At 65.9% G+C, this 14,435-nt stretch carries 12 protein-coding genes; 7 read left to right on the top strand and 5 right to left on the bottom strand.

Translation table 11 applies throughout. The annotated features are described in order from the left end of the window. Window positions 1-90: 90 nt before the first annotated feature. The gene (locus QX135_RS07460) at window positions 91-585 is read right to left on the bottom strand and encodes a MarR family transcriptional regulator (protein WP_315741180.1); all 495 of its coding nucleotides are present in this window, start codon (window positions 583-585) and stop codon (window positions 91-93) included. A gap of 305 nt (window positions 586-890) precedes the next feature. Here QX135_RS07460 and QX135_RS07455 point away from each other — a divergent pair, with 305 nt between their 5' ends. Both QX135_RS07455 and QX135_RS07450 read left to right on the top strand, forming a co-directional pair. Continuing rightward, window positions 891-2,075 carry an ABC transporter substrate-binding protein gene (locus tag QX135_RS07455; protein WP_315741179.1) on the top strand — a complete coding sequence of 395 codons (1,185 nt, stop codon included), beginning with the start codon at window positions 891-893 and terminating at the stop codon, window positions 2,073-2,075. A gap of 21 nt (window positions 2,076-2,096) precedes the next feature. Then, entirely contained in the window at window positions 2,097-2,555 is a 459-nt protein-coding gene (locus QX135_RS07450; protein WP_316176746.1) for a cupin domain-containing protein, read from the top strand. Between the two features lie 10 nt (window positions 2,556-2,565). Here QX135_RS07450 and QX135_RS07445 read toward each other — a convergent pair whose 3' ends face one another. The 4 genes from QX135_RS07445 to QX135_RS07430 form a co-directional block, all read right to left on the bottom strand. Continuing rightward, window positions 2,566-3,813, bottom strand: a complete 1,248-nt coding sequence (locus tag QX135_RS07445; protein ID WP_315757985.1) for a flavin-dependent oxidoreductase — start codon at window positions 3,811-3,813, stop codon at window positions 2,566-2,568. 54 nt (window positions 3,814-3,867) lie between these two features. Further along, window positions 3,868-6,216 (bottom strand): bifunctional salicylyl-CoA 5-hydroxylase/oxidoreductase, encoded by a 2,349-nt coding sequence (locus QX135_RS07440; RefSeq protein ID WP_316176747.1) that lies wholly within the window; start codon window positions 6,214-6,216, stop codon window positions 3,868-3,870. A gap of 87 nt (window positions 6,217-6,303) precedes the next feature. Then, window positions 6,304-7,140, bottom strand: coding sequence for an enoyl-CoA hydratase family protein (locus tag QX135_RS07435; protein ID WP_316176748.1), 837 nt, complete (start codon window positions 7,138-7,140; stop codon window positions 6,304-6,306). A gap of 42 nt (window positions 7,141-7,182) precedes the next feature. Then, window positions 7,183-7,944 (bottom strand): SDR family oxidoreductase, encoded by a 762-nt coding sequence (locus QX135_RS07430; protein WP_316176749.1) that lies wholly within the window; start codon window positions 7,942-7,944, stop codon window positions 7,183-7,185. Between the two features lie 169 nt (window positions 7,945-8,113). On the opposite strand from QX135_RS07430, the gene QX135_RS07425 reads away from it, so the two are divergent. The 5 genes from QX135_RS07425 to QX135_RS07405 are packed head-to-tail and all read left to right on the top strand — an operon-like array spanning window position 8,114 to window position 13,841. Beyond that, complete coding sequence (locus QX135_RS07425; protein WP_316176750.1) at window positions 8,114-8,941, top strand: alpha/beta hydrolase; 828 nt, start codon at window positions 8,114-8,116, stop codon at window positions 8,939-8,941. Then, window positions 8,941-10,227, top strand: coding sequence for an acyl-CoA dehydrogenase (locus tag QX135_RS07420; protein ID WP_316176751.1), 1,287 nt, complete (start codon window positions 8,941-8,943; stop codon window positions 10,225-10,227). The genes QX135_RS07425 and QX135_RS07420 overlap by 1 nt, the downstream gene beginning before the upstream one ends. A 2-nt stretch (window positions 10,228-10,229) precedes the next feature. Beyond that, window positions 10,230-11,744 (top strand): long-chain fatty acid--CoA ligase, encoded by a 1,515-nt coding sequence (locus tag QX135_RS07415; protein WP_316176752.1) that lies wholly within the window; start codon window positions 10,230-10,232, stop codon window positions 11,742-11,744. A gap of 19 nt (window positions 11,745-11,763) precedes the next feature. Beyond that, window positions 11,764-12,858, top strand: a complete 1,095-nt coding sequence (locus QX135_RS07410; RefSeq protein WP_316176753.1) for an NAD/NADP-dependent octopine/nopaline dehydrogenase family protein — start codon at window positions 11,764-11,766, stop codon at window positions 12,856-12,858. After that, window positions 12,855-13,841 (top strand): 3-hydroxybutyryl-CoA dehydrogenase, encoded by a 987-nt coding sequence (locus QX135_RS07405; protein WP_315779410.1) that lies wholly within the window; start codon window positions 12,855-12,857, stop codon window positions 13,839-13,841. The genes QX135_RS07410 and QX135_RS07405 overlap by 4 nt, the downstream gene beginning before the upstream one ends. The last annotated feature ends 594 nt before the right edge of the window (window positions 13,842-14,435 follow it).

Genomic DNA, 14,435 nt, shown 5'->3' with positions numbered 1-14,435 from the left:
GCAAGAGCCGAAGATTGTGCACTGCCAGCAAATTGTTTGAGCGTTTGCCGCGCGCAGCAGCGTCGCCTGCGACGTCCTGTCAGGCTCGCGTCAATCCTGCCGGCGCTGCACGGCTTTCTGCGCCGATCCCTTGGTCTTGGCGAGCAGCCGCATCAGCTCACGCACGTCCTTCTCCGTGAGATCGCCGAAGATGTCCGCGATCCAGGTCTCGTGCTCGGCCGCCATCTTGCGGAATTCGGCGCGGCCGAGCTTGGTCAGGCGGATCACCTGAACCCGACGATCGGTCTCCGAAGTGCGGCGATCGAGATGGCCGGATTCGACCAGGCGCTCGACCAGCCCGGTCACGTTTCCATTCGAAACCATCATGCGCTTGGAGACATCGGACAGGGTCATGCCATCAGGCGCCTTGTCGAGCTGCGCCATCAGGTCGAAACGCGGCAGGGTCACGTCGAAGCGCTCGCGCAGCCGGCTGCGGATCTCGCCCTCGATCAGGGTCGTGCAGGTGAGCAGGCGCAGCCACAGCCGCAGCTCCTCGGCATGGTCCTCGGGCAGCTCGACGGCCTTGGTCTCGGAATCAAGCGTCATGACGGAATCACTTGGGCACGTTCAGCCTCGTCCAGCGAGGCTCGCGAGTTTGACCTTCAGGACCTTCCGGGAGCAAGGAAAAACGTACCGTCCCCTGTGGTAGAGGAGGAAGGACGGTAATTCCTTTAACCTTCAAGCAATTGGCGCGCTGCTTGCATGCAGCCGAAACCGCCGTTCACCGCAGGCAGCTCGCTTGCGGGTAAGGGCGTCATCGGACTAGGCTTGAGACCAAGCTGCGGTCTGACGCATCATCTGGTCAGGTGCAAAAAACATAGACCTGAATTTCCGCATCCGGGGGAGTTGTCATGAAAGTGAGTTCGAAGCTGGTCGGTCTCGGCGCTGGACTTGGCGTCGTCGCGTGCCTGCTGGCGCAGCCGACGCTGGCCGCCGACAAGATCAAGATCGGCGTCATCGTCACCCTCTCGGGGCCGGCCGCCGCGCTCGGCGGGCAGGTCCGCGACGGCTTCAATCTCGCGATCAAGGACCTCGGCGGCAAGATGGGCGGCAAGGAGGTCGAGGTGGTCGTCGCCGACGACGAGCTGAAGCCGGACGCCGCGATCACCAAGGCCAAGGGCCTGCTCGAGCGCGACAAGGTCGACTTCGTCGTCGGCCCGATCTTCTCCAACATGCTGCAGGCGATCCACCGCCCGATCACGGAGAACAAGACCTTCCTGATCAGCCCGAATGCCGGTCCGTCGAGCTACGCTGGCAAGGAGTGCAGCCCCTATTTCTATGTGACGTCGTACCAGAACGACCAGGTGCACGCGGTTCTCGGAAAGGTCGCACAGGACCGCGGCTACAAGAAGATGTATCTGCTGGTGCCGAACTATCAGGCCGGGCGCGATAGCGTCGCCGGCTTCAAGCTCGACTACAAGGGCGAGATCGTCGAAGAGTCCTACGTTCCGCTCAACACGCTCGACTTCCAGCCCGAGCTGTCCAAGATCTCCTCGCAAAAGCCGGACGCCGTGTTCACCTTCATGCCGGGCGGCATGGGCGTGAACCTCGTCAAGCAATTCAAGCAGGCGGGCCTTGCCGACAGCGTCCCGGTGCTCTCCGCCTTCACCGTCGACGAGTCCACGCTCCCTGCGCAGCAGGATGCCGCGGTCGGAATGTTCGGCGGCGCCAACTGGGCACCGAATTTCGACAATCCGCAGAGCAAGAAGTTCGTCGCCGGTTACGAGGCCGCCTACAACAGCGTGCCCGGCACCTACGCCATGCAGGCCTATGACGCCGCGCTGCTGATCGACAGCGCCGTGAAGGCGGTCGGCGGCGACCTCAGCAACAAGGATGCCGTGGCCGCGGCGCTGAAGAAGGCCGATTTCGCCTCGCTGCGCGGCAACTTCAAGTTCAACACCAACGGCTACCCGATCCAGGACTTCTATCTGACCAAGGTCGCCAAGCGCCCGGACGGCAAGTTCCAGACAGAGATCGTGCAGAAGGTGTTCGAGAACTACGCCGACCGCTACGCCAAGGACTGCGCGGCCAAGTAAAAGCAGGGAGCGAAAACCAACATGAGCCATCCGGAAATCGCGGGCATCACCCGGGCCAATGAGGGCATCCAGGGCATCTCCTGGAACATCCTCGGCCAGATCTACGTGCCGAAGAGCCGCACCGAGCACAGCTTCTCCTGGCATGCGACGTTCCCGGTCGGCACCTTCGTGCCGCCGCACATCCATCCCGACCAGGACGAGTATCTCTACATCCTCGAAGGCCGGCTCGACTTCTTCCTCGACGGCGCCGAGGAATACGCCACCGCCGGCGACACGGTGCGGCTGCCGATGGGCAAGCCGCACGGCATCTTCAACAAGTCGCAGCAGACCGCGAAGACGCTGTTCTGGGTGTCGCCGACGCGGCGGCTCTACGAGCTGTTCTGGGCGATCCACAACATGCGCGAGCAGAACCCCGACGACGTGGTGAAGCTCGCCGCCGAGCACAACATCCACTTCCTGCCCCCGCCTCCGGGGGCGTGAGGATCTGATGCTACGAGGCTTGCCGCGTGACCATCCGCGCGGCAAAGCCGGCCCGGCTGGCATAGCCGCGCACGATGCCCTCGCGGGCCTCGTAGTTCAGGATGGTGTTGATGTCCGTAAACCCCTGCGGCGCAAGCTGCTCGACGGCATCGATGACGCCCTCGGGGCCGCCGCGGCGGTTCGAGGCGACGATCTCGGCGGTCATCGGCAGCCGCTTCTGCTCATAGGCCATCAGCGCCTGGCGCGGATGCTCGGAGCGGGCCAAGGCATCGGCGAGCGCGCGGGCATCGAGAATGGCCTGCGAGGCGCCGTTGGAGCCGACCGGGTACATCGGATGCGCGGCATCGCCCAACAAGGTGACGCGGCCGCTCGACCAGTACGGCAGCGGATCGCGGTCGCAGCAGGGATATTCCCAGAACTCCGGCGTCGCCCGCACCATGGCGGCGAAGTCGACCTGGGGAATGGAGAAGCCGTTGACATGCGGCATCAGCTCGTCCGTCTTGCCGAGCCGCGACCAGTCCTCACGCCGCGGCGGCGCGGTGTTGGCATCGCCGATGCGCACCAGCACGGCCCAGTTGGTGAGGCGGGTCGCGGGGCTCGAGCCCTCGGCGATCGGGTAGATCACCGCCTTGGCGTTGAGGCCGCCGGCGATGATCATCGACCGCCCGGTCAAAAACACCGGCCAGTCGGTGGCGCCGCGCCACAGCATCAGGCCGTTCCAGCACGGCGCGCCCTCGTTGGGGAACAGCGTCTGCCGGACCTTGGAATGGATGCCGTCGGCGCCGATCAGCACGTCGCCACGGACGGTGTGGACATGAGACCCGGTGCGATCGAAGAAATAGGCGGTGACCCCGCCCTCGTCCTGGGTGAAGGCGCCGAGCCGGCAGCCGGTGTGGACCTTCTCCGGCCCGAGCCGCTCCACCACCGCCTGGTGGATCACGCTCTGCAGCCGGCCGCGGTGGATCGAGAATTGCGGCACGTCATGGCCGGCGTCGAGCCCACGCGCTTCGTGCCAGACCTCCTGGCCGCGCCGAGTCAGGTAGAACAGCTCGGAGGTGCGGATGGCGACCTGGTCGAGCCGGTCGAGCAGTCCGAGCTGGGCGAGCTCGCGGATCGCGTGCGGCAGGGTGTTGATGCCGACGCCGAGCTCGCGGATCGCATCCGCCTGCTCGAACAGCTCACAGTCGATGCCGCGCGCCCGCAGCATCAGCGCCGTGGTCAATCCACCGATACCGCCGCCAACGATGATCGCCTTCATCGCGCCCTACTCCACTCGCTCAGGACGTACCTGGCCGCAGCGTGGCACAGCGGCTTACTCCGCCGCAAGCGGCTTCGCAGCCTCGGCCTTCAGCTCCGCCCGCGTTTTCGGCTTAGCCTTAATCTTCAGCTCCTCGAAATCCAGCCGCTCCCGCACGCTGTTGCGGAAGATCTGCTCTTTGCCCGGCAGATATTGCGGCGGACAGAACATGTCGGCGCCATACCAGGCCGCGGCCTTCATGGTGAAGGCGGGGTCGACCAGATGCGGGCGGCCGAGCGCGACGAGATCGGCGCGGCCGGCGGCAAGGATGGTGTTGACCTGATCGGCCGAGGTGATGTTGCCGACGCACATGGTGGCGACGTGGGCCTCGTTGCGGACCTGATCGGAGAATGGCGTCTGGAACATGCGGCCGTAGATCGGCTTGGCCTCGCGCACCGTCTGACCGGTCGAGACGTCGACGAGATCGACGCCCGCCTCGCCGAAGGCGCGGGCGATCAGCACCGCGTCGTCACCAGCGACGCCGCCCTCGGCCCAGTCGGTGGCGGAGATGCGCACCGACATCGGCTTGTGCGCCGGCCACGCCGCGCGCATCGCGGCAAACACTTCCAGCGGGAAGCGCAGCCGGTTCTCCAGCGCGCCGCCATACGCGTCGGTCCGCTTGTTGGTCAACGGCGAGATGAAGCTCGCCAGCAGATAGCCGTGGGCGCAGTGCAGCTCGAGCATGTCGAAGCCGCAGCGCTCGCCACGCTCGGCCGCGGCGACGAAATCGGCCTTGATCGCGTCCATCGCCGCGCGGTCGAGCTCGCGTGGCACCTGGCTGTCAGGGAAGTACGGCAGCGGCGACGCCGACACGATGTCCCAGCCGCCCTGCTCCAATGGCCGGTCCATGCCGTCCCACATCAGCTTGGTCGCGCCCTTGCGTCCGGCATGGCCAAGTTGCAGCGCGAACTTGGCTTGCGAGTTGGCGTGAACGAAATCGACGATGCGCTTCCAGGCGGCCTCCTGCGCGTCGTTCCACAGACCGGCGCAGCCGGGCGTGATGCGGGCCTCGCGGCTGACGCAGGTCATCTCGGTGAACAGCAGACCGGCGCCGCCGATCGCGCGCGAGCCATAGTGCACGAGATGGAAATCGCCGGGCACACCCTCCGCCGCCGAGTACATGCACATCGGCGACAGCACCGCGCGATTTGCGATCGTCATCTCGCGCAGCTTGAGCGGCTGGAACATCGGCGCGACCGGCTTCTCGACGTCGACGTCGAAGCCCTTCGCGCGAACCTGCCGCGCGAACGCCTTGTCGACCTCGGCCACGAAATCCGGCGCGCGCAAGGTGAGATTGTCGTAGGTGATCGCCTTCGAGCGCGTCATCACGCCGAACGCGAACTGCACCGGATCGAAATCCCAGAAGCGGTCGACGTGCTCGAACCAGACCAGCGACACGTCGGCGGCATGCTGCGTCTTCTCGACCTCCTCGCGGCGGCCATGCTCATAAAGATCCAGTGCGGCCGGAATACTGGGCGCGCGCTGCATGGCGTCAGCCAACGCGATCGCGTCTTCCATCGCGAGCTTGGTGCCCGAGCCGATCGAGAAATGCGCGGTCGACTTGGCGTCGCCGAGCAGCACCATGTTGTCCTTGACCCAGCGCTTGTTGCGGATCATCGGGAAGTTGCGCCACATCGAGCGGTTGATCAGCAGCGGATGATCACCGAGGAACCAGCCGAAGATCTCCTTCATGCGGTCGGCGGATTGCCGCTCATCGAGCCCGGTCAGGCCGGCCCGCTCGAAGGTCTCTGGATCGGTCTCGAAGATCCAGGTCGAATGGCCCGTCTCGTACTGATAGGCGTGCGCGATGAACGGGCCCCACTCCGTCTCCTGGAAGATGAAGGTGAAGGCGTCGAGCGGCTTGGTCGATCCCATCCACGCGAACTTGTTGGCGCGCAGATCCACCTCGGGCTGGAAGTGATCGACGTATTTCTGGCGGAAGCGGCTGTTGATGCCGTCAGACAGGATCAGGAGATCCGCATCAGCGAATTGCGACTCGTCCTCGAGGTCGACCTCGAACTGCAGGGTCACGCCCAGCTCGCGCGCTCGCTCCTGCAGGATTCGCAGCAGCGTGCGGCGCGAGCAGCCGCAGAAACCATTGCCGCCGACCCGGTGGACCGTGCCGCGGAAATGCACGGCAATATCATCCCAGTAGGCGAATTCCTGGGTGATCCGCTGGTAGCTCGGCAGGTCATGCTTCTCGAAATTGTCGAGCGTGGCATCGGAGAACACCACGCCGAATCCGAACGTGTCGTCGGCGCGGTTGCGCTCGTAGACCGCGATGTCGGCGCTGGGCCGCTGCTTCTTGAGCAATATCGCCGCATAGAGACCGGCAGGTCCGCCGCCGATGATCGCGATCTTCATGAGCGCCTCCACTGGAGAGCCGAGCCAATGAAAATTATTTTAACCCTAAAATATCTCCTGGCAAGCCCCTTCGGTTCCCTCCGCTTGTCAATTGCCCTGGAAGACCGGCTTCGACTTGGCCGCGAAGGCCTCGAAGGCGCGGTTGAAATCCTCCGTCGTCATGCACAAGGCCTGGGCAACTGCCTCGGCTTCGATCGCCTCCTCGACCGACATCGCCCATTCCATCGCCAGCATGCGCTTGGTCATCGTGTTGGCGAAAGTCGGGCCGTTCGCGATCTCGGTTGCCAACACCACGGCCTGCGCCAGCACGTCGGCGGGTGCGACGATGCGGCTGAAGAAGCCCCAGCGCTCGCCCTCCTCCGCGCTCATGAAGCGGCCGGTGTAGAGCAGTTCGGACGCGCGGGACTGACCGATGATGCGCGGCAGGATCGCGCAGGCCCCCATGTCGCAACCGGCAAGGCCGACCTTGTTGAACAGGAACGCGACCTTGGCACCGGTTGCAGCCAGCCTGATATCGGAGGCCATCGCAACGATCGCGCCAGCGCCTGCACAGATTCCTTCGACCGCCGCGACGATCGGCTGCGGACAGGCCCGCATCGCCTTGACGAGATCGCCGGTCATCCGGGTGAAGGCGGTCAGACCCTTGGTGTCCATCTTCACCAGCGGACCGATGATCTCGAACACGTCGCCGCCGGACGAGAAATTGCCGCCTGCACCGGCCACGACGATCGCCTTGACGTCATCGTCGAACGCGCAGGCCCGGAAGAAGTCGGTCAGTTCGCGATAACTCTCGAAGGTCAGCGGGTTCTTGCGCTCGGGCCGGTTCAACGTCACGGTCGCGACGCGATCCTTGACCGCTAGCAGGAAATGGCTGGGCTTGTAGTCCGCCAACGGCACGGTGACGGGATTGGCGTGTCTCGACATGTCGGCTTCCTTCCTTCAAATCTTATCGTTGGGCGCTACGGTCTACACCTCGCCGCCGGCCACAGCGATCGCCTGTCCCGTGATCGCACCGGCACCGCTGCCGCACAGCCACAGCACGGTATCAGCAACTTCCTGCGGCATGATGAGCCGCCCCTGCGGATTATGCTTGGCAAGCTCGGCGATCGCCTGCTCCCGGCTGCGGCCGGTCTTCTTCATGATGTTGTCCACGCTGTCGGCGACGAGATCCGTATCGGTGAAGCCTGGGCAGACTGCGTTGACTGTCACGCGCGTCGCAGCCAGCTCCAGCGCCAGCGAGCGCGTCAGGCCGACGACAGCATGCTTCGCTGCGGTGTAGGCGCTGACGTAAGGATAGCCCTTGAGCCCTGCCGTGGACGCGACCGCAACGACGCGGCCATAGGACTTTGCCCTCATCGCCGGCAGCACTGCCTGCACGGCATGCACGACACCCATGAAATTGATGTCGATCATGCGACGGAACAGCGCGGCATCCGATTTCAGGAACGGGGCGGATTCCGCACTTCCGGCATTGGCAATCAGGATGTCGATCGGCTGGCGCGCAACAACGGCGGCAACGGCCGCGTTCAGCGCGGCCTGATCGGCAACATCGGCAATGGCGGCGTAATCGGCGCAGCCGGCTGCGATCGCCTCATCGAGCGTTGCGCCGTTGCGCCCGACGATCGTCACGGTTGCGCCGGCAAGCTTCAGGGCTTGCGCGATCTCGCGGCCGATGCCGCGTCCGCCGCCCGTCACCATCGCATGCGCAGCTGCAGGCAATCCCGACACGCGCGCCTCCTCATCTCTTGCAATACGATCGCGGCCTCGAAGTTATTTTAAACTTCAAATTTTTGCAACAACACGCCCGAAGCGCCTTGACACCCCGGTTGCCGCGACTAGCGTTCAAGGGCCTGGGAGCGAGCAGCGTAGCGGTATCAGGCATATCTCGGAGGTCTGCGTGCCTGCGTCGCAAATCACCACCACGAAGGACGGCCGCTTCGGCTACGAGGCATCGGGGGCGCCCGAGCGGCAGACCGTGGTGTTCCTGCACGGCATCGGCGGCGCGGCGCGCGCCTGGCGGGGTCAGCTCGACTATTTCGGCGAGCGCCGCCACGCGGTGGCTTGGGACATGCCCGGCTATGGCCAATCCGCCCGGCTCGAGACGGCCAGCATCACCACGCTCGCCGCTGCGCTTCAGGATTTCCTGAGCCAGATCGGCGCCAAGCAGCCGATCCTCGTTGGTCATTCCATCGGCGGGATGATCGTACAGGAATGGTTGACGACGCATCCGAAGGCCGCGGCAGCCGTGGTGTTGGCTCAGACCAGCCCGGCCTTCGGCAAGGCCGACGGCGACTGGCAGAAATCGTTCATCGAGGCGCGCCTCGGCCCGCTCGATCGGGGCGCGACGATGGCGTCACTGGCGCCGGGCCTGGTCAAGGAGTTGGTCGGCGACGATCCCGATCCGCACGGCCTTGAAATTGCAACCTCCTGCATGGCCGGCGTGCCCGAGGCAAGCTATCGCGCCAGCATGCTGGCCCTGCTCGGTTTCGACCGGCGACAAGCCTTGAAGGACGTCAAGGTGCCGACGCTGGTGCTCTCCGGCTCGAAGGATCGCAACGCGCCGGCGCCGTTGATGGAGAAGATGGCGAGCTTCATTCCCTCGTCTGACTACGTCGAACTTCAGGGCGCCGGTCATCTCGTCAATCTCGAACGGCCCGGCGAGTTCAACGCCGCCCTCGATACGTTCCTGACGGCACATGCAACACCAGCGACAACGGAGAGATGATGACGGTCCCGGTCCAGAAGACGGCGATGGCCTCCGGCGAAGTCCTCGATGCGCCGATGTTCGATCCGGCCGCATATCGGCTCACGGTCGAGCAGGCCGACATTATCGCACGGGCCCGGGAACTCGGGCAGAGAGTGCTGGCGGGCCGCGCCGCGACCTGGGATCGCGAGGCGAGCTTTCCGACTGAGAACTACAAGGACCTGCATCGCGCGGGCCTGCTCGGCATCTCCGTTCCCAAGGCTCTTGGCGGCCTCGGTGCGGGCTACCAGACCTACGCACTCACCGCCGCCGAGATCGGCCGCTATTGCGGCGCCACGGCGCTGACCTGGAACATGCACGTTTGCTCGACCTTATGGTCCGGACCGCTCGCCGACGATCTCGACATGGACGAGGACGTCCGCGCCGAGCACGAGCGGCGGCGCGCGATCCACTACAAGCGCATCGTCGACGACGGCGCGATCTATTCGCAGCCCTTCTCGGAGGGTGGCGCGGCGGCAGCGGGCGGCGTCGCGTTCGGTACCGAGGCCAAGCCGGTCAAGGGTGGCTGGCTGGTCAACGGCAAGAAAATCTTCGCCTCGCTTGCCGGACACGCGGACTATTATGGTGTGCTATGCACCGAGGTCAGCGAGGGCGAGAAGGCGTCCCGCCGCAACACGCTCTATCTCGCGGTGCCGGCGAAGACGGAGGGCGTCTCTGTCGTCGGCGACTGGGATCCGCTGGGCATGCGCGGCACGGTGTCACGCACGCTGCTGTTCAAGGATGTCTTTGTCGAGGACGACGCCGCCTTGATGCCGCGCGGCGTTTATTTCCAGGCGGCGATGCGCTGGCCGCACATGTTCATGACGTTGTCGCCTACCTATATGGGCCTCGCGCAGACTGCGTATGACTTCACCGTCAGATATCTGCGCGGCGAAGTGCCGGGCATGCCGCCGGTCAAGCGGCGGATGTACCCGACCAAGCAGATCGCGGTGGCGCAGATGCAGATCAAGCTGGAACAGATCAAGGGCATCTGGTTCCAGGCCGTGACCGAGGCGCGAGCCAATCCGAGCAAGGAGCAGGTGCTGCGCGCCTATGCGGCGCAGTACTCGGTGATGGAGGGCGCCAATGATCTGGCGGCGCTCGCCATCCGCACATGCGGTGGACAATCGATGCTGAAGACGCTGCCGCTGGAGCGCATCTATCGCGACAGCCGTTGCGGCTCCCTGATGCTGCCCTGGACCGCCGAATTGTGCCTCGACCGCATCGGCCGCGAGGCACTGTACGAGCCCGGCGAGACGGACGACTGAGCGTGGACCTCTGCAGCCTGATCGAGCGCAACGCGGCGTTCACGCCGGACAAGCCGGCGATCCACTTCGAAGGCAGGACGCTGAGCTATGCCGATTTCAGCGAGCGCATAGCGCGGACAGCGCGGGCGCTGAAATCCGAGTTCAGCGTCGGACGCGGCGACCGCGTCGCGATTTTGAGCCTCAACCGGCCGGACTATCTGGTCTTGCTCTATGCCTGTGCGCGACTCGGCGCGATCCTGGTGCCGCTGAACTGGCGGCTGGCGGTGGCCGAGCAGGTCTTCATTCTCTCGGATGCTGCCGCCAAGGTGCTGGTGCTGGAGCAGGCCTTTGCGCCGGTGCTGCCGGCGCTCGCCGAGAGCCATCCGGAGACCGTGCCGGTCGGCATCGACTTTGCGCCGTCGAGCGGATTGCAGATCGACGATCTGCTGGGCCGCGGTCACGGCGATGATCGCAACCCGCACATCGACCTCTCCTGCCCGCTGCTGATCGTCTACACCTCGGGCACCACGGGCCGGCCGAAGGGCGCGGTGCTGCGCCAGGAGGCGTTGCTGTGGAACGGGGTGATGAGCCAGCACATGCATGGCCTCACCTCCGACGATCACGTGCTGACGGTGCTGCCGCTGTTCCACGTCGGCGGCCTCAACATCCAGACCACGCCGGCGCTGCATCACGGCGCCACCGTTACGCTGCACGCCCGCTTCACGCCGGATTCGACACTGGCGGCGATCGTCAACGAACGGCCGACTTTGACCGTGCTGGTGCCGGCAACCATTCAGGCCGTCACCGAGCATCCCGATTGGAACGCGACGGACCTGTCCTCGCTGAGAGCTGTTGCGACCGGATCGAGCATCGTGCCGCCGGCGCTGATCGAACGCATCACCGCACGCGGCGTGCCGGTGCTGCAGGTCTACGGCTCGACCGAGACCTGTCCGATCGCGGTCTACACACGGCTCGGCGGCGACCTCTCGCGCGCAGGCTCCACCGGCCTGCCCGGGCTGTGCTGCGAAGCCAAGATCATCGACAAGGACGGCGACGAGCTTCCGGCAGGCAAGGCGGGCGAGATCGCCGTGCGCGGGCCTAATCTGTTCTTCGAATATTGGGGCAACGCCAAAGCCACGCAGCAGGCGATCCATGACGGCTGGTACCGCACCGGCGACATCGCCCAGCGCGATGCCGAGGGGTACTTCTTCGTGCTCGAGCGCAAGAACAACATGATCATCTCCGGCGGCGAAAACGTCTATCCGGCCGAGATCGAGCGCGTGCTCAGCGAGCATCCCGACGTCGTCGAATGCGGCGTGATCGGCCGGCCCGATCCGCGCTGGGACGAGGTGCCGGTAGCGTTCGTCGTCAAGCGCCAGGGCTGCGCGCTCGATGCGGACACCTTGCGCGCGCATCTGCAGGCGCAGCTCGCGCGCTTCAAGGTGCCGCGCGACATCGTGTTCATCGACGACCTGCCGCGCACTGCGCTCGGCAAGGTGCAGCACCATCTGCTGCGCCAGATCGATGACCCCAAATGATCGGCATGGAGACGCGCTCTTGAAAATTGCAGTGCTCGGCGGCGGCAACGGCTCCTTTGCAGCGGCAGGCGATTTCGCGCTCGGCGGCCACGAGGTCCGGCTGTGGCGCCGCGATGCGGACGCTGTCGCGCAGCATCAAGTGGCGGGCTCGTCGATCATCGTCAAGGACGTCAATGGCCGGCGCGAGGCCCGGCTGGCGCTGGTCACGACGGATATCGGCGAGGCCGTCTATGGCGCCGAGCTGATCCTCTGCCCGGCACCGGCCTTCGCGCAGGCAGCCATCGCGCACCAACTTGCGCCGCATCTCGTCGACGGTCAGGTCGTATTCCTGCCGCCGGCGACCTTCGGCACCATGATCTTCGCGGCGGCCGCGCGTGATGCCGGCAATGAAGCCAACGTCAGCTACGCCGAGACCGGCACCCTGCCCTGGCTGACGCGCAAGCATGGGCCGTTCGAGGTCACGATCACCATTCGGGCCAAGCGGCTCCCGGTCGGCGTGTTTCCTTCGAAGACGGCCGAGCATGCGCTGGCTGTGATCGGCCGCGCCTTCCCCGGCGTGATCGAGCCCTGTGGTGACGCGCTGTCGGGCGCGCTGATGAATGCCGGCTGCATCATCCATCCGCCGCTGATCGTGATGAATGCAGGTCCGATCGAGCATTTCGAGCGCTGGGACATCCACAAGGAGGGCACGCAACCTTCGATCCGCCGCGTCACCGATGCGCTCGATGCGGAGCGGATTGCGGTGCGCGAAGCGCTCGACTACGGCGCGCCGCATTTTCCGCTGGCGCATCACTACGCCAAGGAGGGCGAGATCTGGATGTACGGCCGCGGCTCGCACGACCGGCTCACCGATTCCGGCGATTGGCGCGAGCAGCTCGTGCTGACGCAGCACCGCTACATGCGCGAGGATCTCAGGCTCGGCCTGTCGTTCCTGATCTCGGCCGCCGAGCTGAGCGGCACGCCGACGCCGCTCGCCCGCGCCTTCCTGGCCATCGGCGGTGCGATCTGCGGCGAGGATTTCATGGCAACGGGACGCACGCTCGCCCGCCTCGGCCTTGGTGGTCTCGACCGGACCGCGCTGCAGGCGCTGCTGCGTGATGGATTTGCTCAATGAGCGGGCGCGGTCATATCGCCTGCCTCGGCGCCGGCCGCATGGGCCGCGGCATCGCCGTCGCCTTCGCCTATGCCGGCCATCCCGTGACGATGATCGACATCAAGTCGCGCACGCCGGAGGAGTTCGCCGGGCTGGAGCGCGACGCGCTCGGCGAGGTCGGCGCGACGTTCGCGACCTTGGCGCGGCTCGGGATGCTGCAAGCCGCCGATGCCGAAAAGCTGATGGGCAATATCGCCGTCGCGCCGGCCAGCGCGAGCGGCGATGTGCTGGCGCAGACGACCCTGGTGTTCGAGGGCGTGCCGGAGATCGTGGACCTCAAGCGCGAGGTGCTCGGGGCGGCGTCGCGCGCGGTCGCGCCCGACGTGATCATCGCCTCGACGACCTCGACGATCCTGGTCGATGATCTCTCCGGTGCGGTGGAGCGGCCTGAGCGCTTCCTGAATGCGCACTGGCTCAACCCGGCCTATCTGATCCCGCTGGTCGAGATCTCGCCGGGCCAGGCGACGGATCCCGATGTCACGGCGCGGCTGAAGGCGCTGCTCGAAGGCATCGGCAAGGTGCCGGTGGTCTGCGCGGCCACGCCGGGCTTCATCGTGCCGCGCATCCAGGCGCTCGCCATGAATGAGGCGGCGCGCATGGTCGGCGAAGGGGTCGCCAGCGCCGAGGAGATCGACAAGGCGATCCGCTACGGCTTCGGCTTCCGCTACGCCGTGCTCGGCCTGCTCGAATTCATCGACTGGGGCGGCGGCGACATCCTCTACTACGCCAGCCGCTACCTCGAAGGCGCGCTCCACAGCGACCGCTATCGCGCGCCCGAGGTGATCGAGCGCAACATGGCGGAGGGCCGCATCGGCCTGCGCACCGGCGCCGGATTCCTCGATTATTCCGGTATGGATGTCGCAGCCTATCGCGAGCAGCGGCTCGGCGCGCTGGTCGACATGCTGCGGCATTTCAAGCTCGCCCGGCCGCCGGTTGTGGATTGAGCACGCAGCGAGGCTGATCGTCGCGTGGCGCATAGCCGTAGGGTGGGCAAAGGCGCGCAGGCGACACTGCGCGCCTCATGCTGCGCTCCATCGCGCGCCGTGCCCACCATGTCGCTCCGCATGCCTGGATGCACGGTGGGCACGCAACCGCCCTGCGGGCGGTTGCTTTGCCCACCCTACAGCGGTGTCGCTGCCGGCCCTTTGCGGGTATCAACTGCAACTGCATCAACAAACTCCGCCGTCGTCCCGGCGAGCGCCGGGACCCATAACCCCAGGGAGGAGTTTGGGGCGCGCGTCGATCATCTCGCAAAACAATGACTGCCGCGGAGTATGGATTCCGGGTCGGCGCCGCGATGCGCTTTGCGCGTCACGGCTTGCCCAGGACGACAATGGTGGGGATCGGATACACGGGTCAAACAGCGGGCGGCATGACGTCTCGTTCTCGCGGCGCATTTGCGCCCGAGCGTTGCGATCAGTTCGTCCCTCTTCAAATGCAGAGGGCGCAGGGAATGCCGGGTGAAGGCCTCACCCGTGGCCCGCCTGCGAAAAAGAATGCAGGCGGCAGGTACCACAGGTGCAGCCGAACACTCCGGC

This window comes from Bradyrhizobium sp. SZCCHNR1098 (assembly GCF_032489375.1).
Classification (GTDB): domain Bacteria; phylum Pseudomonadota; class Alphaproteobacteria; order Rhizobiales; family Xanthobacteraceae; genus Bradyrhizobium.
This window is presented reverse-complemented; position numbering and strand designations above follow the sequence as displayed.